The organism is Caecibacteroides pullorum (genome assembly GCF_019239235.1).
GTDB classification, from domain to species: Bacteria; Bacteroidota; Bacteroidia; order Bacteroidales; family Bacteroidaceae; genus Bacteroides; species Bacteroides pullorum.
This window is the reverse complement of sequence record NZ_JAAZTS010000001.1, coordinates 186,875-206,553: the sequence shown is the minus strand read 5'-3', so window position 1 is coordinate 206,553 and position 19,679 is coordinate 186,875. Positions and strand designations below refer to the sequence as shown.

At 55.9% G+C, this 19,679-nt stretch carries 13 protein-coding genes; 7 read left to right on the top strand and 6 right to left on the bottom strand.

Features of this window, described 5'->3' with window-relative positions; all coding sequences use genetic code 11:
• Positions 1-185: 185 nt before the first annotated feature.
• From HF894_RS00805 to HF894_RS00780, 5 genes are all read left to right on the top strand, one after another.
• On the top strand, positions 186-1,823 hold the full coding sequence (locus tag HF894_RS00805; protein WP_204970758.1) for an ABC-F family ATP-binding cassette domain-containing protein: 1,638 nt from the start codon (positions 186-188) through the stop codon (positions 1,821-1,823).
• Between the two features lie 33 nt (positions 1,824-1,856).
• Positions 1,857-2,276 (top strand): DUF6769 family protein, encoded by a 420-nt coding sequence (locus HF894_RS00800; protein ID WP_204970757.1) that lies wholly within the window; start codon positions 1,857-1,859, stop codon positions 2,274-2,276.
• Between the two features lie 111 nt (positions 2,277-2,387).
• Positions 2,388-3,629 carry an efflux RND transporter periplasmic adaptor subunit gene (locus tag HF894_RS00795; RefSeq protein ID WP_075317603.1) on the top strand — a complete coding sequence of 414 codons (1,242 nt, stop codon included), beginning with the start codon at positions 2,388-2,390 and terminating at the stop codon, positions 3,627-3,629.
• A gap of 100 nt (positions 3,630-3,729) precedes the next feature.
• On the top strand, positions 3,730-6,990 hold the full coding sequence (locus HF894_RS15335) for an efflux RND transporter permease subunit (RefSeq protein ID WP_246593089.1): 3,261 nt from the start codon (positions 3,730-3,732) through the stop codon (positions 6,988-6,990).
• Positions 6,987-8,213 (top strand): TolC family protein, encoded by a 1,227-nt coding sequence (locus HF894_RS00780; protein ID WP_204970756.1) that lies wholly within the window; start codon positions 6,987-6,989, stop codon positions 8,211-8,213. Before HF894_RS15335 ends, HF894_RS00780 begins: the two co-directional genes overlap by 4 nt.
• On the opposite strand, the gene HF894_RS00775 is transcribed toward HF894_RS00780, so the two are convergent.
• The gene (locus HF894_RS00775; RefSeq protein ID WP_204970755.1) at positions 8,208-9,689 is read right to left on the bottom strand and encodes a methyltransferase RsmF C-terminal domain-like protein; all 1,482 of its coding nucleotides are present in this window, start codon (positions 9,687-9,689) and stop codon (positions 8,208-8,210) included. The two genes, HF894_RS00780 and HF894_RS00775, sit on opposite strands and share 6 nt — an antisense overlap.
• Positions 9,690-9,969: 280 nt before the next feature.
• Entirely contained in the window at positions 9,970-10,641 is a 672-nt protein-coding gene (locus HF894_RS00770) for a DUF5106 domain-containing protein (protein ID WP_246593088.1), read from the bottom strand.
• A 250-nt stretch (positions 10,642-10,891) separates the two neighbouring features.
• Here HF894_RS00770 and HF894_RS00765 point away from each other — a divergent pair, with 250 nt between their 5' ends.
• On the top strand, positions 10,892-12,022 hold the full coding sequence (locus HF894_RS00765) for an ISAs1 family transposase (RefSeq protein WP_204970753.1): 1,131 nt from the start codon (positions 10,892-10,894) through the stop codon (positions 12,020-12,022).
• A 415-nt stretch (positions 12,023-12,437) separates the two neighbouring features.
• On the top strand, positions 12,438-13,070 hold the full coding sequence (locus HF894_RS00760; RefSeq protein ID WP_246593087.1) for a transposase: 633 nt from the start codon (positions 12,438-12,440) through the stop codon (positions 13,068-13,070).
• Between the two features lie 111 nt (positions 13,071-13,181).
• Here the strand turns inward: HF894_RS00760 and HF894_RS00755 are convergent, their stop codons facing one another.
• The 4 genes from HF894_RS00755 to HF894_RS00740 form a co-directional block, all read right to left on the bottom strand.
• A complete protein-coding gene (locus HF894_RS00755) occupies positions 13,182-15,947 on the bottom strand; it encodes a fimbrillin family protein (RefSeq protein ID WP_204970752.1) in 2,766 nt (921 codons plus the stop codon).
• A 112-nt stretch (positions 15,948-16,059) separates the two neighbouring features.
• A complete protein-coding gene (locus HF894_RS00750) occupies positions 16,060-17,259 on the bottom strand; it encodes a fimbrillin family protein (RefSeq protein ID WP_204970751.1) in 1,200 nt (399 codons plus the stop codon).
• A gap of 34 nt (positions 17,260-17,293) precedes the next feature.
• Positions 17,294-18,298 (bottom strand): DUF5119 domain-containing protein, encoded by a 1,005-nt coding sequence (locus HF894_RS00745; protein ID WP_204970750.1) that lies wholly within the window; start codon positions 18,296-18,298, stop codon positions 17,294-17,296.
• Complete coding sequence (locus tag HF894_RS00740) at positions 18,295-19,566, bottom strand: DUF3575 domain-containing protein (protein ID WP_204970749.1); 1,272 nt, start codon at positions 19,564-19,566, stop codon at positions 18,295-18,297. Before HF894_RS00740 ends, HF894_RS00745 begins: the two co-directional genes overlap by 4 nt.
• Between the last annotated feature and the right edge of the window lie 113 nt (positions 19,567-19,679).

Below are 19,679 nucleotides of genomic sequence, written 5' to 3'. Positions count from 1 at the left end.
TTACACCTCGGAAATACAAAAGATGAAAACTGTGTTTCCCTCTTTTGTACTTCACTCGGTTTGCACTATCTTTTCAGAACATAGGCTACACCTCGGAAATACAAAAGATGAAAACTATGTTTTCCTCTTTTGTACTTCACTCGGTTTGCACTATCTTTGCACCCTCAAACAATGACATTATATATATGATAAGCATAGACGGACTGGCCGTAGAGTTTGGCGGCACCACCCTGTTCAGTGACATATCCTTCGTAATCAACGAAAAAGACCGCATCGCCCTCATGGGCAAGAACGGAGCGGGAAAGAGTACCCTGTTGAAGATTCTGGCCGGCGTACGCCAGCCCACCCGCGGCAAGGTGTCGGCTCCCAAGGACTGTGTCATCGCCTACCTGCCCCAGCACCTGATGACCGAGGACGGACGTACCGTGTTCGAAGAAACGGCACAGGCCTTTGCCCATCTGCACGAGATGGAGGCTGAAATTGACCGCCTGAACAAGGAGCTGGAAACGCGTACCGACTACGAGAGCGACAGCTACATGGAGCTCATCGAACAGGTATCGGCCCTGAGCGAGAAATACTATGCTATCGACGCCACCAACTACGAGGAGGATGTAGAGAAGACCCTGCTGGGCCTTGGCTTCGAACGGACGGATTTCAACCGCCCCACGAGCGACTTCAGCGGCGGATGGCGCATGCGCATCGAGCTGGCCAAGCTGCTCCTTCAGAAGCCCGACGTACTGCTCCTCGACGAGCCCACCAACCACCTCGACATCGAGTCCATCCAGTGGCTCGAAGACTTCCTCATCAGCAACGGCAAGGCGGTGGTAGTCATCAGCCACGACCGCAAGTTTGTGGACAACATCACCACCCGCACCATCGAGGTCACGATGGGCCGCATCTACGACTACAAGGTAAACTACTCCAAATACCTCGAGCTCCGCAAGGAACGCCGTGAACAACAACAGAAGGCCTACGACGAGCAACAGAAATTCATCGCTGAGACGAAGGAGTTCATCGAACGCTTCAAGGGCACCTACTCCAAGACCCTGCAGGTGCAGAGCCGCGTGAAGATGCTGGAAAAGCTGGAACTCCTCGAAGTAGACGAGGAAGACACTTCGGCCCTGCGCCTCAAGTTCCCCCCATCGCCCCGCTCGGGCAACTACCCCGTCATCATGGATGGCGTGGGCAAGACGTACAGCGACCACGTGGTATTCAAGAACGCGACGCTCACCATCGAGCGTGGCGACAAGGTGGCCTTCGTGGGCCGCAACGGCGAGGGAAAGTCCACACTGGTAAAATGTATCATGGGCGAAATTGAGCACGAAGGTACCCTGACGCTGGGCCACAACGTGCAGATAGGCTACTTCGCCCAGAACCAGGCCTCCCTGCTCGACGAGAACCTGACCGTCTTCCAGACCATCGACGACGTGGCCAAGGGCGAGATACGCAACAAGATACGCGACCTGCTGGGCGCCTTCATGTTCGGCAGTCCCGAAGCCTCGATGAAGAAGGTCAAGGTGCTCTCCGGCGGCGAGCGTACCCGTCTGGCCATGATCAGGCTGCTGCTCGAGCCGGTGAACCTGCTCATCCTGGACGAGCCCACCAACCACCTCGACCTGAAGACCAAGGACATCCTGAAGCAAGCACTGATGGACTTCGACGGTACCCTGATTGTCGTAAGCCACGACCGCGACTTCCTCGACGGCCTGGTAAGCAAAGTCTATGAGTTCGGCCACCAGCGAGTCCGCGAACACCTCTGCGGCGTTTACGAATTCCTGGAAAAGAAAAAAATGGAGTCACTCAGCGAGCTGGAAAAGAAATAATCCTTATCTTTGCGCAACTCCACACTGAACGCTATGATGATACGGAAGCCCTACATTACCGCACTGCTGCTCCTGCTCAGCATCCTGATGCTGGCAGTGCCCGTCGTGCCCCATCATCATCATGGCAGTGAGGCCATCTGCCTGAAGAACGACCTGCATACGGGTTGCGGCGAAACGAATCATCACCACCATCCGGCAGGCCATCCCAACTGCTGCCACGACAAGGGCTGCCTCACCCACCAGTTCGTCCAGCGCACGCCGCGGGTGGAGCGCCAGGCTCCCCAGCCTCTCCCTGTCCTGCAACCGGCCGACCTCAGTCTGCTTGTCAGCCTGTTGTCTCCCTACACCGTTTTTTATTCAACTGCTTTATATTCTCCCTATATCGAATCGCTGCACGGCGTCTACATCGCCCGTGCCTCGGGATTAAGGGCTCCTCCCAGCCTTCTTGCATAAGCATTGCCGTGTGCATCTGCACATTGCAACCCGGTTGCAGCCTCCGTGCATTACTTTTGCAACCGGAAATTACTTCTGTTTATTTTGCAAGAACTTAATCCACATCTATCAATGAAGAAACTGATATTTCTGGGAGTCCTCGTCGCATGGTCGCTGGGCTCCTGCAACAGCCAGTCCGACCACGGACACGAAGGGCACGACCATGCTACCGAAGCCCACAACCACGAACATGACCATGACCACGAACAGCATGCCCACGAGGAAGCAGGCCACAGCCACGACCATGAAGGAGACGCACATGCTGAAGAAGAGGGACACGCCGAAGGCGCCTCGGACGAAATCGTCATGCCGCCCGCCAAGGCACAGGCCGCAGGCGTAGAGACAGGTACCGTAGAACCGGGCAACTTCACCCAGGTCATCAAGACCAGCGGGCAGGTACTGGCCGCGCAGGGTGACGAACGGGTAGCCGTAGCCACCGTGGCAGGTGTCGTGTCGTTCAAGGGAAAGGTAACCGAGGGCATGAGCGTACGCGAAGGCATGCCGCTCGTCCTGCTTTCGTCGGGCAACATCGCCGAGGGCGACCCCGTGCAGAAAGCCCGTGTAGCCTACGAGGTGTCGAAGAAGGAATACGAACGCATGCAGGCACTCGTAGAGAGCCGCATCGTCTCTGAGAAGGACTTCGCTCAGGCCAAACAGGCGTACGAGAACGCCCGCATCAGCTACGAGGCCGTGGCCAAGAACCACACCGACCGCGGGCAGGCCGTCACCGCTCCCATAGGCGGCTACGTGAAGAGCCTGCTGGTGAAGGAAGGCGACTACGTCACCGTGGGCCAGCCGCTGGTGAGCATCACACAGAACCGCCGCCTCTTCCTCCGCGCCGACGTGTCGGAGAAGTACTATGCCTCGCTGCCCGCCATTACCTCGGCCAACTTCTGCACGCCCTATAACAGCAAGGTGTATGCCCTGCAAGACCTGAACGGCCGTCTGCTGTCCTACGGCAAAGCCTCGGGCGAAGGCAGCTACTACATCCCCGTGACCTTCGAGTTCGACAACCGCGGCGACGTGGTGCCCGGCTCCTTCGTCGAGATTTACCTGCTGGCCCGCCCGATGGAGGGTGTCATCAGCGTGCCCCGCTCGGCCCTGACCGAAGAACAGGGCAGCTTCTACGTCTACCTGCAGCTGGACGAGGAGTGCTACCGCAAGCAGCTCGTCACCCTGGGTGCCGACAACGGCCAGCGCGTGCAGGTGCTCAGCGGGCTGAAGGCCGGCGACCGCCTCGTGACCCGCGGTGCCTATCAGGTGAAACTGGCCGGAGCGGCGAACGCACTTCCGGCGCATAGTCATGAACACTAATTAAACGAAAAATGAAGAATGGAAGCTGCGCTTCCTAATGAAGAATTTCCATACACAGGAATTCTTCGTTCTTCATTCTTAATTCTTCATTTAACAAGTTATGCTCAACAAAATCATACACTTCTCCCTACAGAACCGCATCCTGGTGCTCGTCGCCTCGGTGCTGTTGCTCGTGGGCGGTACCTACACCGCCATGCACACGGAAGTGGACGTGTTCCCCGACCTCACCGCGCCGACCGTGGTCGTCATGACCGAAGCCAACGGCATGGCAGCCGAGGAGGTGGAACAGCTCGTCACCTTCCCCATCGAAACCGCCGTCAACGGCGCCACACACGTGCGCCGCGTACGCTCTTCGTCCACCCACAGCTTCTCCGTGGTCTGGGTGGAATTCGACTGGGACACGGACATCTACCTGGCCCGACAGATTGTCAGCGAAAAGCTCTCGCTCGTGGCCGAAGAACTGCCTGAAAGCGTGGGCAAGCCGACGCTGGGACCGCAGTCGTCCATTCTGGGCGAGATGATGATCGTGGGCCTCACGGCCGACTCCACCTCCATGCTCGACCTGCGCACGCTGGCCGACTGGACCATCCGTCCGCGCCTGCTCTCCACTGGAGGCGTGGCGCAGGTGGCCGTGCTGGGAGGCGACATCAAGGAATACCAGATACAGCTCGACCCCGAGCGCATGCGCCACTACGGCGTCACGTTGGGCCAGGTGCTCAGTGCCACCCGCGGCATGAACCTCAACGCCAACGGAGGCGTCATCTACGAATACGGCAACGAGTACATCGTGCGCGGACTGACAGCTACGACCAACACCGAACTGCTGGGCAAGACCGTGGTAAAGTCCGCTACGGACAGTGACGGCTCACTCGCCGCCCCCGTCCTGCTGGAAGACGTGGCCGACGTGCGCATCGGCGCGCAGACGCCCAAGCTGGGACTGGCTTCGGAACGCGCCAAACCCGCCGTGCTGCTCACCGTGACCAAGCAGCCCGCCACCAGCACGCTGGAGCTGACCGGCAAGCTGGAAGCCGCCCTCCAGGACCTGCAGAAGAACCTGCCCCCCGACGTGAAGGTATCGACCGACATCTTCCGCCAGAGCCGCTTCATCGAAAGCTCCATCGGCAACGTGCGCAAGTCGCTCGTCGAAGGCGGCATCTTCGTGGTCATCGTGCTGTTCCTCTTCCTGGCCAACGTGCGGACGACCCTCATCTCGCTCGTCACCCTGCCCCTGTCGCTCGTCGTGTCCGTGCTGGTGCTCCACTACATGGGGCTCACCATCAACACCATGAGTCTGGGCGGTATGGCCATCGCCATCGGTTCGCTGGTCGATGACGCCATCGTCGATGTGGAGAACGTCTGGCGCCGCCTGCACGAAAACCGCCTCCTGCCGCCCGAGCGCCGTCTGCCCGTGCTGCAGGTAGTGTTCAACGCCTCGCGCGAGGTGCGCATGCCCATCCTCAACTCCACGCTCATCATCGTCGTCAGCTTCGTGCCCCTGTTCTTCCTGAGCGGCATGGAGGGGCGCATGCTCGTCCCGCTGGGCATCGCCTTCATCACCGCCCTGGCCGCCTCGACGGTAGTGGCGCTGACGCTGACGCCCGTGCTCTGCTCGTACCTGCTTCGCAGTAAAGAAGATAAACATTCTGAAGACATTCAGATACACCCCGAAGTCAGCCCCGAAGACTCCCTAGAGTTACAGGCTGAGACTCTAGGGAGTCATGAAGCAAGACTCCCTAGAGTTTCGGGCGACGACTCCTTAGAGTCTCCGGCACCCCCCTCCAGAAGTACCTGTGGGGCCGATTCGGGCGACTCCGCCGTGGCCCGCACGCTGAAGAAGGTCTACGGCATCGTGCTCGAAAAAGCTTTACAACAAAAGCGTGCCGTGCTGGGCTGCACCGTCGCACTCTTCGCCGTCGCCCTGGGCCTGTTCTTCACCCTGGGCCGCTCGTTCCTGCCGCCCTTCAACGAAGGGTCGTTCACCATCAACCTCTCCTCGCTGCCGGGCATCTCGCTCGAAGAGAGCGACGCCATCGGCCGACGGGCCGAGGAACTGCTGCTCACCGTGCCCGAAATCCAGACCGTGGCCCGCAAGACCGGCCGCGCCGAGCTGGACGAACATTCGCGCGGCGTGAACGGGTCGGAAATCGAGGCCCCCTTCGAGCTGACAGACCGTTCGCGCAGCGAGGTGGTGGCCGAGGTGCGCGAGAAGCTCGCCACCCTGTCCGGCGTCAACGTCGAGATAGGCCAGCCCATCAGCCACCGCATCGACGCCATGCTCAGCGGCACAAAAGCCAACATCGCCATCAAGCTCTTCGGCGACGACCTGAACCGCATGTTCAGCCTCGCCAGCCAGATAAGGGACAAGATACAGGACGTCGAGGGCGTGGCCGACCTCACCGTGGAGCAGCAGATCGAGCGTCCGCAGCTGACGCTGACGCCCCGCCGCGAGATGCTGGCCCGCTACGGCATCACCCTGCCCCAGTTTGCCGAGTACGTCAACGCCTGCCTGGCGGGCGAGGCCGTGTCGCAGGTCTACGAGCAGGGCAAGTCGTTCAACCTCACCGTCCGCCTGCGCGACGACCTGCGCGACCAGGCCTCGAAGATAGGCGACCTGATGATTGACACGGGCGACGGCCGTCAGGTGCCGCTCAACTATGTGGCCGACATCCGCTCGTCCATGGGCCCCAACAGCATCAGCCGCGAGAACGTGAAGCGCAAGATAGTCATCTCGGCCAACGTGGCCGACCGCGACCTGCGCTCCGTGGTGACCGACATCCAGGCCCGCATCGACGCCGACATCAAGCTGCCCGAAGGCTACCATGTGGAATACGGCGGCCAGTTCGAGAGCGAGCAGGCGGCCAGCCGCACGCTGCTGCTGACGTCACTGATGTCCATCGTCGTCATCTTCCTGCTGCTCTACCACGAGTTCCGCAGCGTCAGGGAGAGCGCCGTCATCCTCATCAACCTGCCGCTGGCCCTCATCGGAGGTGTCTTCGCCCTGCTGCTGACCACCGGCGAGGTGAGCATTCCGGCCATCATCGGCTTCATCTCGCTGTTCGGCATCGCCACGCGCAACGGTATGTTGCTCATCAGCCACTACAACCACCTGCAGCGCGTGGAAGGCTACTCGCTGCACGACAGCATCATCCGCGGCTCGCTCGACCGTCTGAACCCCATCCTGATGACGGCCCTCAGCAGTGCGCTGGCCCTCATCCCGCTGGCCCTGGGCGGCGACCTGCCCGGTAACGAGATACAGAGCCCCATGGCGAAGGTCATCCTCGGCGGTCTGCTGACGTCGACCTTCCTCAACGGGTTCATCATCCCCATCGTTTATCTGCTCATACACACCAAGAAGAAATGAAGAAGACAATAATCATCTGTGCATGCCTTGCCCTGGCGGCAGGGGTGCACGCCCAAAGCGGCATCGAAGCCATCCTCCAGCAGGTGGAGGCCAACAACAAGGAACTGCAGGCCAACGCCCGTACCACGGAGGCACAGAAGCTGGAGAACCGTGCCTCGAACAACCTGGCCGACCCCACCCTGTCGTATGCCCACCTGTGGGACTCGCAGGACAAAAACATCACCGTAGGCGAGCTGGTCATTGCCCAGAGCTTCGACTTCCCCTCGCTCTACGTCAGCCGTGCCCGCCTGAACCGCCTCAAGGCCAACTCACTGGACGCGCAGGCCAACGCCCAGCGGCAGGCCATCCTGCTCCAGGCACAGGAAGCCTGCCTCGACATCATCCACCTCAGCCGCCAGCAGCAGCTGCTGGACGAACGGCTGAAGAATGCCGAGGAGCTGGCCGCCTACTACCGCCGCCGCCTGGAGACGGGCGACGCCAGCACGCTGGAAACCAATAAAATCAACCTGGAACTGCTGAACGTACGCACCGAGGCCCGCATGAACCGCACGGCACTGGACAGCAAGCTGAAGGAACTCACGACCCTGAACGGCAACCTGTCGCTCGTCCCCGGCCGCCCCATGCCCGACGGACCTGCCGCCGCCACGGCGCAGAACCTGGGCCTGACGGACTATCCTTCCGTCCCCCTGCCTGCCGACTTCGGCCCGCTGTGCGAAGAGCTGCTGGCCTCCGACCCTGCCCTGCTCTCGCTCCGGCAGGAGAGCCAGGCGGCACAGAAGCAGCTGTCCGTCAGCCGTCAGGGTTGGCTGCCCGGCCTGGAGCTGGGCTACCGCCGCAACACCGAGAGCCGCCATCCGCTGAACGGTCTGGTGGTGGGTTTCTCGTTCCCCATCTTCCAGAACCACGGCAAGGTGAAGGCCGCCCGTTCGCAGGCCCTCAGCGCCGACTTCCGCGAAGAGAACGCCCGCCTCAGCGCCAGCACCGCCCTGTGGCAGCTCTACGACGAGGCCTGCAACCTCCACGCCTCCATGCAGGAGTATGCCGAGACCTTCGGCCGCCAGCAGGACCTGAAGCTGCTGCGTCAGGCACTGGACGGCGGACAGATCAGCATGATCGAGTACTTCGTCGAAGTCTCCGTCATCTACCAGAGCCAGGCCAATCTGTTACAGCTGGAAAACCAGTATCAGAAAGTGATGGCTAAAATCTATAAGAGCCGGCTATAAGATTCTTATTTCTTCCGGCAGGTAGCCGCTACGGATGCGCCACTCCTGCGGATAAAGGTTGTTGGCCCGGTTGCCGACATTCTTCACAAAGCCAAGAGGAAAATCCCGATAAGTAAGCAATACAAAACCGCGAGGGGCCGCGCCCGAAAGGGTGACGGCCTCTTTGCGTAGATAAGCAATGGCCGTCGGATAGTCCACCTCTTCGCAGGCGAAAGCTTCACGGCGAAGCAGGCTGCTCATGGCCAGTGCATGGGCAGGAACGCAATCCTTCCCTTTCGCCTCGGCCAGCGTCACGCCGGCCTGCAACACACGGACATGCTGCTTCAAAGCCGACAACACTGGGAGCCACGACGTAGCGAAGGCAGTCAGCGTCTGTCCCTCGGGCATCAGGCTGTATCCTTCCGCCCCGCGCAGCCAGCCTTGTACCGCTGCCAGCTGCTCCTTGCCGAAAGCCATCGAAGAGGCAGCTTTACCGCCGTTTCCCTTCTTTCCTTTCTGTTTACCCGAGATTAGCTTATCCGCATTCGGCCGCCCCATCTGCGCCATTCGCATGCCATCCGCCTCTTCTTCATCGCCCGCCTTGCGCAGCACGGCCAGGAAGAATCCTTCTCCCTGCGTCTTATGTGGTAAGAAACGGTAGACAGGGAAATCTTCTCCAGCCAGCAAATTGCCAGTGATCCCCCATTCAGCTGGCACGTCGAGCGGCAGCACTTCGGCTCCCAACTCCCGACACAACCAACGCACATTTTCTTCGTTCTCTTTCGTATTATAGGTACATGTACTATATACCAACAGTCCACCCGGATTCAGGCAAGGCCAGATGTCCATCAGGATGCGCCGCTGGCGTTGCCAGCAGATTTCCACATTCTCCGGACTCCACTCCCCGATGGCCGTCTCGTCCTTGCGGAACATGCCTTCGCCCGAGCAGGGCACATCGGTCAGGATGCAGTCGAACAGATGTTCCAGTGACGTGAACTCCGCCGGATCGCTGTTTGTCACTACGACATCGGGATGTCCCCACTTCGTCAGGTTCTCCGCCAGCACCTGCACCCGGTTGCGCATCACCTCGTTGGCCACCAGCAGGCTGCCCGCAGGCAACAGGCTGCGCAGGTGGGTCGACTTGCCGCCCGGAGCCGCACAAAGATCAAGCACCGCCACTGCCCGCTCCGGCAGATACCGCCTCACCGCCTGCTCCACAAACATGGACGACGCTTCCTGCACGTAGTAGCCTCCGGCATGGAACAGGGGATCGAAGGTAAACGTCAGACGCTGGTCCAGGTAGCAAGCACCGGTAGCCCAGGGAACCTCTTTTAATGGAGAATGAAGAATGGAGAATGGAGAATTATCCCACTTCTGAGGGTTCAGGCGGATGCTGACGGGTTGTTCGTCCTCCAGCAGGGCGGTGGAAAAACGATTGTATTCTGCTTCGCCCAGCAGGGCACGGGCATAGTCTACAAAAGGAGCGGGTAGTTGCATGGCATATTTCTTGAAATGTTCGGCTACAAAAATAAAGAATTTGAAGGGAAGTTCCTCTCCTTAATTCACAGATATTTTTCCCTGACTGGAAAAAAAGATTTCCTTTACTGGAGAAAAAAGATTGTCTGACTGGGAAAAAACAAGCCATACCGCTTTTGACGATATGGCTTGACAAACAAAACAAACAATTGCTTATTACGATTAATAAGCTATTCCCGTCCCGCTTCTCCAAGCCCGGACAGGCAGGCTCGTCTCACGACGATTTCTCTTTGCGACGGCTTCAGCGTTCCTGCAGAGCCGCACGTATTTTTTCGTAGGCCGCGTCTTTCAGCAGCACCGTTTTCTTTCCGTCCAGCAGGTAGAGCGACGGCATTGCCTTCAGGTCGTACAGTGCTCCGGTCTTCACCACCTCGCGGTCGGTACCCACCATCCAGCCTTCGGGCATGTCGGGCAAGGCTTTTCGCCATGCGGCATCATTGCCTTCGGTATAGACGGTCAGGACACTCAACTTGCCGGCCCGTACGGCTTCGGCCAGTGCCGTGTCGGCCACCATCTGTAGCAGTACCTCGTGGCACGACTCACACTCGGGGTCGTAGAACATCAGCAGCAGACGGTCGTTCTTCACCGGTGTGGTGGCCAGCGTATGCTTCGTTCCGTCGGGCAGATAATAGGTAAAATCCGTAGCACGGCTACCAACGTTGTTGCGTCTTACCAGTTCCAATCTGAAACTATACGTGGAGCGTCGGGCGTCCGTCTTCGGCAACTTGCCGAGCAACGTCTCCAGATACAATCCGTAGAGTGCCTCGTTGTAGAAAGGCGAATTAGGGTTGAAAAGATAGCTGTCCGCCGTTTGCGTCAACACCCGGCGGGCATGTTCTTTCCCTACGAAGCCCGCACACCAGTTCTCCAGGCTCTCGCGGGTCACGGCTCTTTCATTTAAAATAATCTCCATACTCCTTGTTATTCTCCGAAAAAACATTATTTTTGCGCACAGCGATACAGGAAGCACCGCTTCCGGTGTTTCTTTTTATCGTTCATATAAAATTTTTTTGTAGGCGGAAATCCAATGCGACAGAGGTCGTTTTTTTGATTTCCGCCTTAATTTTCGCTATGCGAAAATACAATTTATTTTGCTGATATGCAACATTTTGCGTGTTTAATATATTAAAAAGAAACATGCATTCCGCCATAGTGGCAGCATAATGAAACATCTGAAAGAATTTGTGAAATCAGTGCCGGATTACCGCAGGACAGACAAGGGAAACTACAAACACAAGCTGGAAGATATTCTTCTTCTTGTAATACTCGGACGGCTGGGCAAGTGTATAACAAGGCCGGATATAATCAGATTCGGCGAGCGTAATCTGAAACGCTTCCGCTCTTTAGGGATTTTGTTGGAGGGCGTGCCTTCTGAGCCTACGCTCTGCCGTGTATTCAAACATATAGATGATGAAGCCATGTCTGGACGGATGTCTGAATTTACTGCCGCTTTCCATGCTGAACTTGTCGGTTTTGCCGGGGACATCCTCTGTATTGACGGCAAGGCGATGAGAGGGACGGTACTTGAAAACGGACGCAACCCCGACATCGTGTCAGCCTATTCCCTTAAAGGAGGTGTCACTCTTGCCACGGACATGTGCGAAGAAAAAAGCAACGAGATAACTTCCGTGCCCAAACTGCTGGACAAGGTGGATGTGTCGGGATGCATAGTTACAGCGGACGCCATGTCCTTCCAGAAAGCCATCATAGATAAAATCCGGGAAAAAGGCGGTGATTTCCTTATCGAACTGAAGGCGAACCAGAGGACTTTGCGATATGGGATTGAGGACAATGTCGGGCTTGCGGAGCCTGTGGATGTATATTCGGAAGGGCCTTTCCTTGAACATGGCAGGATAGAGACCAGGGTATGCCGCATCTTTCGTGGAAATGACCTGATTACGGACAGGGAAAAGTGGAATGGAGATCTGACGGTTGTCGAAATACGGACTGCAACGGAAAGGAAATCTGACGGTCAGAAATCTTCCGAAAGAAGGTTCTATGTCTCCAGCTTTCACGGAAGTGCCCGGCGGCTGGGCACAATAGCCAGAATGCATTGGGCCATAGAAAGCATGCACTGGGACCTTGACCGCAACCTGAGGCAGGACTTTATCAGACGGAAAGATGCAAGGTCCGCCAGAAATCTTGACACGATACAGAGGATGGTACTGGCAATACTCTCGATATGGAAAGGCAAAAGGAAAAAGCTCTCGGACAAGGCAAAGGGAACGGCCGAACTTATCGGAGAACTTTCCATGAACTTTACCGCAATAATACATATGCTGGCTCAAAAATGAGATAATTATGCGAATCAGGAGTTGAAAATAGCTTCTGATTCAAGTTTTAAAAGTTTGTAATTCAGTTAATTATCTCATCGTTTTACTTTGTAATCTCCTTGAAAATCAGTATATTAGAAGAATAAAACCACTCATTTTTCTAATTATGATTCCCAAGGAGAAAAAGTTAAAACTAATAAGTCTGTATATGTATATCTGTGATGTCTATAAGTCTTCTCTGCGTTTCTACTGCCAGAGATTCAGCAACAACTCCAATCCCGAGTTTACGGACGAGGAGGTTCTTACCGTCTATCTGTTCTGCGGTTACTGCCAGAGATAGTTCGGCATCAAGGAGATACATACTTTCGCCAAGGAGTATCTGTCATCGTGGTTTCCCAAGCTGCCGTCTTACCAGACATTCAATGCACGTTTGAACATGCTTTCAGAAGCCTTTAAAGTGTTGGCGGAAACCATGATACAATCATTCAAGCCTGAGGATTGCGACTCTCTCGTTTCCATTGTGGATTCCATGCCGAATGTTACCTGCAAAGGAAAGAACCGGGAAGGAAAAGTGGCAACGGAGATAACATCAAAAGGATATTGCTCTACCAAGAACATGTACTACTATGGCATGAAACTGCACATGGTAGGACAGCGGAGGAAGGGTACAATACCTTTTCCTGAGATGATAATTCTGACACCGGCTTCGGACAACGACCTGGCCGTATTCAAAAACGAATGCGCGCCATACCTGTCCGGAAGGACCGTGCTCGGGGACAAGATTTACAGCGACTTTTCTTTCTTCAACGAGAGTAATCCGGTTAAAGTCCTTACCCCGCATAAGGAGATTAAGGGAGAGCCGGAAGTGCTCAAACAGAGGGATAAAGCAGCCAGGGACTTGTTCTCACAAGCTGTGTCCAAACTCAGACAACCTATCGAATCCTTTTTCAATTGGCTGAATGAAAAAACAGAAATTCAAAGAGCGTCTAAAGTTAGAGCTACCAAAGGCTTGTTGGTACATACCTTTGGAAAGTTGGCTATTGCTCTACTTACATTTGTCAATTTTTAATCTTTTGAATCAGGAAGCCAACTCCTGATTCGCATAATTTAAGTAAAATGTGTGTAGGGACACTTCCCTACGGGTTTTGATAGAGATATAAAATGCTTAATTGCCTGTCCTTCATCTGTCGTCCAGGATGGGACGCACGGGGCGTGCCATGGTCTTAGCACCTACAAATCCGTAGGAATAGACCTCAATTCCACTTCCACTCGGATAGTCGCTACGTATGACGAGCGTGTAAGCATTCGTATTGACTCCTGTATGGTTTTGCTCATGCACACAAGTCCAATAATATACGCCAAACAATGACCACAGTCCTCCTACTTCTCCTTTACCATCCCCTGGGACATAAGCTTCCAGTCCGGCACGGTCTGCGCGTTGTCCCGTAGCGGTCAGGGGGATTGCAGTACCTCCCCGGTTGGGTTGGGGATAGACCCGGTATTTGTTATGCACATCGTCTTCGTAGCGATACCCGTTCAACGTACCTCCCGTAGTGGTGCTGGTGCCTCCGTTTACGAATACGGCAAATGTGCGGGGCACCGGCACTTTAAAGCCTCGGGGCGAAGGGTCGTAGATGGTCTTGGTAGAAACGGTAGATTCCAGTTCGCCTCCGCTGTCCCTGGTGTTCCATAGCGTAGCTACGTGTTCGCTATTCCAGTCGGTACCCGCATTGCCGCCACGCGTGTAGAACACATTGGGATGCTGGATGGCTTGTCCGAAGCTGGCGGGGCCTGTTGCCGTGCGGTACACATAGTCGGGGTCGCCCGTCTCGTGCAGGCGGTAATCTTCGAAGCGGTACGAATTCCAGTTCCTCAACGCTACCAGCGGGTCTTTGCGTCCCCATTGGTAGTAGGTAGAGCCTACGTCTTTATAGTCGAACTCGGCACCTTCTTGCACAACCGTCAGTTGGTCGGTGTTGCCCGAACCGGTTTGGGTGAAGTTGAAGGTCAGGTTGCGCCGGTTGTAGTAAACCATTTTCCCGTCTACCCAGCCCAGGTTGCATTGCATCATGCCGTATTTGTTGTTTTGGTCGAAAAGGTCGGTCAGCGTATGTATCTCTGTCTCTGTATAGACGGGTCGTTCGGTCACCCAGATGTGCCAGCTCCACATGATGCGGTCTTGTGCGTCGCGCACCGCCAGTACGGCGTTGGCTTGCTGCATGTAGTCGGGGTCGATGGTAAAGACAAGGTACTTTTTGTCATCGCTTAGCTTGATGTCCTTAAACATAAAGAATCCGTCGCTCCATACCAATACGGCATCGTCGGCTCCCGTTATTTGGGAGTTGCTTATCGTCCGGTCCAAGTAATCGTTGAACTGGCCTCCTTGGTAAGCCGCCGAGTTTTCCCCTCCGTTCTTGATGGCATTGCCATATACGAGGGGCAGCATGTACGTGCCCGCCGCGTTCACCACGTAGCAATTGGCGGTGGTTTGGCTTATCGTGCCCCCTTTCTCATCGTGGGTGGAAAGGTCGTAGGGAGATTCCGGGGTTCCCTTCTTCGTATTGTTTTTCAGAGTCTGGTCGCCGGGCCAATCGGTTTTCAGGGTCGTTTCCGTTAAGCCGATGGTATAATCTTCGCTTTCCGAAGGCGTATTGTCTCCGTAGGTGAAAGTTCGCAATACATCCGCTAAGGTGATGCCAGCTACCTCGATTCCGGTGTCTTGGTCAGTCTCCGTACACGCCGTATTCACCGCACTCCATGCCACCGGTTCTTTCTCATTGGGAGTCCCCCTCCGGAAGCGGTAGCTCGTTACGGTGTACGTCCCTTGGGTTTCGCCGAGAGGCAAGGTGATGCCGTCGTTGTCGGGGGTCACATCGAATACGTATACCCAGTTGATTGATTCGGTGGAGATGGCGTAGGTGTATATCTTGCCCGCTTCCCACGCGCCGGTCTGAGCCAGCGAGCCGGTCAGGGTGAATTCGCCTTCACTGGTGGTTACGCCCACTTCCACCGTTACGCCCTCCAGCGTTTGCGGAATCATCATGAAGGTGGTTTCGGGCTTCTCGTCGGTGATGGGCTGGGTGTTTTCGCCCTCGCTATTATTCAGCGTCACGTTAAATGTTTCCGAGAAATCCCGCTTATCTCCGGTTGTCGTCCATGCGAAGGTGCCCGTATCGCCATCGTAGGTGTAGGTGCACAATCCTTGCCCGTACAAGCCTCTCAGGGTGATGGAGGTGACGGTGCACGGCGTCACGTTCTTTGCCACGAACTTCACGCCGGCAAGGGCATGGTGGAACCTGAGGGGCACGGTGCCGTTCTCGGATGACGCCTTGCTGCACGCTTTGTGGGTGAACAAGATGTCGGGCTGCTTGGTGGCTTGGTCGGGCACGGTATGGCTGAACGTGATGGTTTTTGCGTTTTGATTAATTGTCATATTGTCACCGTAACCGTCACCGGTGCTGCTGTATGGGGCGTAGGCATAGAAGTTGAGGGTTTCCTCGGCGGGCCAGAAGTAGGTCTCGCCGGTAGTCCACAGGTTTCCCGATGCGCTCGTCACCTTTTCGTTCGGCATGAAGAGCCTGCCGTCGTCGGTATAGGCGGTCACGCCGAAGCTCTTGCATACGTCCTTGAAGTCCTCCTCCGTCGTCACCGGCACGCCTCGTGTTTCTTCTTTTTGCGGGGCGGAAGGGACGGAGCGGTTTTCTTCCGCCCACGGGTGCAGGTAGAGCGTGTCGCGCCCTCCGGGGAAGGGCAATACGATGGGCTTATCGTCGGCTTCCGAGGCACGTCCTTCGGCGGTGTTTTCGGCAAGGGTGGTGATGCCGAACCCGATGGCGTTGCCGTTCGTGCCTCGCCCGCCCGTCAGGTCGTCTTGCGTGCACGATGCCGCGGCAAGGGCAACCGCCCCTGCCATCCCTATCTTCTGAATCAGATGTCGTGTATTCATTTCCAGTTCCTCCGTAAAAAGTTTTTTTGAATATGGTGGCTGGGTAGGGAACATTCAACCCCGCCCAGCCTGTGTAATTAAGAAGTATTCCGCAACAAAATGTGCTTAAAGGTTATTCACCTGCTCCCGGAACGCCGGTTTCGATTTCGATATCGGGATCTACCGTAACAAAGTCGTCAATTGTAATGTCGAATGTAATCGGGACGAGTACGGGTTCTGGATCTGGATCCGGATCTTCGGGGTCAGGATCTGGTTCATAACCGCCGTTTCCATTACCGAACACGAAGGTATAGATGTACTTCTTGCCTTGGTCCCAATTAGCGGCTACAGGGATAGCAACCTCTTTATGTGCGGCTTGAGTTCCCCAAAGAGGCACGTCTGTATCAGCATCGAATGAGCTTCCCGCTACATTGTAGATGGCGCATTTCACGAGGAAGTAAGAACCCGTCTGGTCAGCAGGTTTCCCTACACCTGCCTTAGGTTCCCATGCGGTAGTTTGTTGCGGCAAAAGCAACATGGTGTTCGCGTTGTATTCCCCGTTTTTGCTTGCGTCATCGGTCGTAGTAAGCGGTGTATTCTCCGCCTTGATAGTAACGGACGGGAATGTAACCGAATAGGATGCCGTACCAGCCTTACTCGTGTTTTCGTTTGCCCATGTCCCTTGGTTGGTAAGCGCAGTGTTCGGCTTCTCTCCGTTATGGTCTACGAAATTATTGTCTGTGCTGGTGCTCGGAAACGTGAAATTGTCCGTATCGTTCAGCTTGCAGATGGATACGCCCGATATTTCCACATGCAGGTTTTCGCTTTCGTTTCTGGCTTGGAACACAATTTGAGACAAGGCGTGGCGGAAGTTAAGGATTACTTTCGAATTAGCCGTTTTTGTTTGGCCTGTCTTAACCGAATACATTAAGTCCACTTGGTCGGCTACCGTCTGGTTTACCTTGAAGTTGTTGAATTTAGCGGTTGCTTTGCCTTCGCTTACACTCCAATCATAGGTAGTACCTCCATTGACGTGTGCATAAAAGTCAACCGATTCGTCAGGCCAATAACGGGTACCGTCTTGATTTACCCACTTCCCGTCTTGGTATGCAATATCGTCTCCTTCAATGTACGACTTTCCGTCGCTGATAGCCGACACATGGAAATTAGTCGCAGAGTTGTTGTTGCAGAACACATTCTCCGCTCTTGTAGCACTGTTCGTCACCACACTGAATGTGATTTCATCGCCGTCATGGTTGATGCCGACGGTTTCGTCTTGCGAGCACGATGCCATTACTAACAGCCCCAATGCTCCTAAATAAAACTTTCTCATTTCACTTTAATTTTAATCGATTAAACATATTTGATCAGATCTCAATTTCTTCTTCCACTACCTCCCAGTCGTCCACCGTCATGTCGAAACCGTGGCCGTTCTCGATGGGCTGGGGGAGGTCAAGCCCGTCGATGATGATATGCACGTGGCGGAAGTCGGGTGCTTCGTGCACCTGCGTAGTCACGTCCAGCTTCTCCGTATCCTTGTAGCAATACTTCGACCCGTCGTCCATCACCACGTAGAACACCATCCGGTGCGGGTCGGGGTTCTCCAAGTGGTGGCCGAAGGTGTAAAAACGTCCCGTCACCGTCGATACTCCGTCCGATTCTGACGCGAAAGGCACCGTTACGCTCTCCCTGCCCACTTCTTCGGAGGCGAAGGTCAGCGTGCCCGCCATGCCCGACAGGGTGCCGCACATTTGCGACATGTGCTTCAGGTTGCTCACGTTGCGCACCTCGTAGGTGTACGTGCAGACCAATTCGTGCGGATAGAGCGTGATGACGTATTCGTCGCGTTCTGTCACCGCTTCCTTGTCTTGCCCCTCGAAGGGCACGCATACGTAGCTCAGCCCCTCGTCGGTCACTTCCACTTCCGTGGCGGTGCATCCCCACATCATGTCGGGACTTACCGTCACCCGCTCTTCCTCGCTTCCTTCCGCCCGCGGGGCATAGTTGGCTGCATTGCCGTATATCGGCTCCAGCGGGTTTCCTTCACGGGTGTAGATGCCGTGGGTGCCGAAGTCGTCGGTATTGTAAAACTCCACGATTTCGGTATCGTTGTTATAGCATATCACTACGTATTCGCCTACCCTGAGCTGCACTTCTCCGCCCGTCGTGCCCCGGAAGTCGAAACGCTGGCCGCTTCCACCCGCCACGGGATAGAAGTAGACGCACATTCCGTCGGGGTCGGCTTGTGGAGCGTCACGCCAGTCGAATTCCACCCGCACGGTTTTCAGGTGCGGATGCTGGAAGCACAGCTCCTTGTGCTCGCACGCCGTGCAGAGCAGAGCCAGGGTGATGAAGTAAAACAATCGTTTCATCTGCCGCCTCCTTTCCCTTTATTGACGTTGCCGCGCCCTAAGAGCCACACCAGCGAGACTTCCAGCTTCGTGGGGCCGAACCAGTGGCGCATCTTCGTCTCTTGCCATACATAACATTCGTCCATCGGTATATATTCGTAATATTTTCCGCCCAGATAGCCTATGCCTATCGTGAAGTCCAGGTTCAGCCTCGGCTTGATGGGCAATGAGTAGCCGTATTCCACTCCTCCGGCGAAGCTCGCGCGGTCGAAGAGCGTGCCGCCCGGCTCGCCGCCCAGGTAGCCACGCCCGCCGGTCTCGAAGTCGTAGGTCAGCACTTGCGCATACACGCCCAGGTGATGTCCCGTGAGCGGTTTCTCTTCGGCGGCCTTGCCCAGCCAGCGGCGCGCGTAGATGTCGCCTCCGTACGTCCGCCAGTACCAGTGGATGCGGTCCTTCTTCCACCAGCCGTACATCCATCCGGCGCCGACGCTCCAGCCGTCTTTCAGGTAGAACTCCACGCCTACGTTTGGGATAAGCGCCGCATCGTATAACAGATTCGTCTTCACGGCCATGTAGAACGGCTTCCGCGGAGGCTCGGGCGTATGGGGAGCTTCCAGCCTCTCCGGCATGGCAAGGGGCAAAGGCGTGACGAACGGGACGGGGACGGGCGTCTTCAGCGGATTCCACACTTTCTGGTACCACAGGTGGAGGCGCGAGGCGCGTAGCTCGGGGAAAAACTGGCGGTACATGTAGCGGTATGGCTTGCCGCCCGCCAGGCGCGCGAGCTTACCTACGTAATTGTCTTCAGCCCGCTCTCCCGACCGCGCGCTTTCCGCCGCCTGGCGCAGCAAGTCCAGCGTCTGCTCCCTGTAGGGCAGGCCCGGGTCGGCTTCTGCCAGCCGGAGCAGCCCTGCCCAGTCTCTTCCTATAAAGCGGAAAGTAGTCAGCGAGTCGGGCAATTCGCCATATTGCGACAAGTACCCGAACAAAGTTTCCGCACGTTTTTCCGATAGTTTCCGGTTCAGCGGGATACTGCCTTCGGGCGATGCCCCGCCTTCCACCAGAATCTTTCGCAAGATGTAGACCGAATCGGCATAGCTGGTGCTCAGGCTGTCGGCTATGCGTCCTAATGCAGCCCGGTTATTGCGGACAGACATGTCCAGCTCCGAGCGTCCCTGCCGGAAATAAATCCGTACCGAATCCCGAACCTCTTGTGCCTGAACGTGTTGGGATACAGGAAGTACAGACATGAAAAGCAGCATGATGCAACAATTTCTCCTCCACATGGTAGTTTTTGTCTTTTTTAGTATCTTTTTTTAAACAAATCTTATCACGCCGTAATAATAGTAATATTTTAGAAGATAAGGATATATATGGTGTTAAAATATTTAAAACACCG

Coding starts and splice junctions, on each gene's coding strand:
- HF894_RS00745 (WP_204970750.1), bottom strand. CDS start 18,298: ATGAAACGATTGTTTTACTTCATCACCCTGGCTCTGCTCTGCACGGCG.
- HF894_RS00755 (WP_204970752.1), bottom strand. CDS start 15,947: ATGAATACACGACATCTGATTCAGAAGATAGGGATGGCAGGGGCGGTT.
- HF894_RS00805 (WP_204970758.1), top strand. CDS start 186: ATGATAAGCATAGACGGACTGGCCGTAGAGTTTGGCGGCACCACCCTG.
- HF894_RS00765 (WP_204970753.1), top strand. CDS start 10,892: ATGAAACATCTGAAAGAATTTGTGAAATCAGTGCCGGATTACCGCAGG.
- HF894_RS00770 (WP_246593088.1), bottom strand. CDS start 10,641: ATGGAGATTATTTTAAATGAAAGAGCCGTGACCCGCGAGAGCCTGGAG.
- HF894_RS00795 (WP_075317603.1), top strand. CDS start 2,388: ATGAAGAAACTGATATTTCTGGGAGTCCTCGTCGCATGGTCGCTGGGC.
- HF894_RS00750 (WP_204970751.1), bottom strand. CDS start 17,259: ATGAGAAAGTTTTATTTAGGAGCATTGGGGCTGTTAGTAATGGCATCG.
- HF894_RS00800 (WP_204970757.1), top strand. CDS start 1,857: ATGATGATACGGAAGCCCTACATTACCGCACTGCTGCTCCTGCTCAGC.
- HF894_RS00780 (WP_204970756.1), top strand. CDS start 6,987: ATGAAGAAGACAATAATCATCTGTGCATGCCTTGCCCTGGCGGCAGGG.
- HF894_RS00760 (WP_246593087.1), top strand. CDS start 12,438: ATGCTTTCAGAAGCCTTTAAAGTGTTGGCGGAAACCATGATACAATCA.
- HF894_RS00740 (WP_204970749.1), bottom strand. CDS start 19,566: ATGTGGAGGAGAAATTGTTGCATCATGCTGCTTTTCATGTCTGTACTT.
- HF894_RS15335 (WP_246593089.1), top strand. CDS start 3,730: ATGCTCAACAAAATCATACACTTCTCCCTACAGAACCGCATCCTGGTG.
- HF894_RS00775 (WP_204970755.1), bottom strand. CDS start 9,689: ATGCAACTACCCGCTCCTTTTGTAGACTATGCCCGTGCCCTGCTGGGC.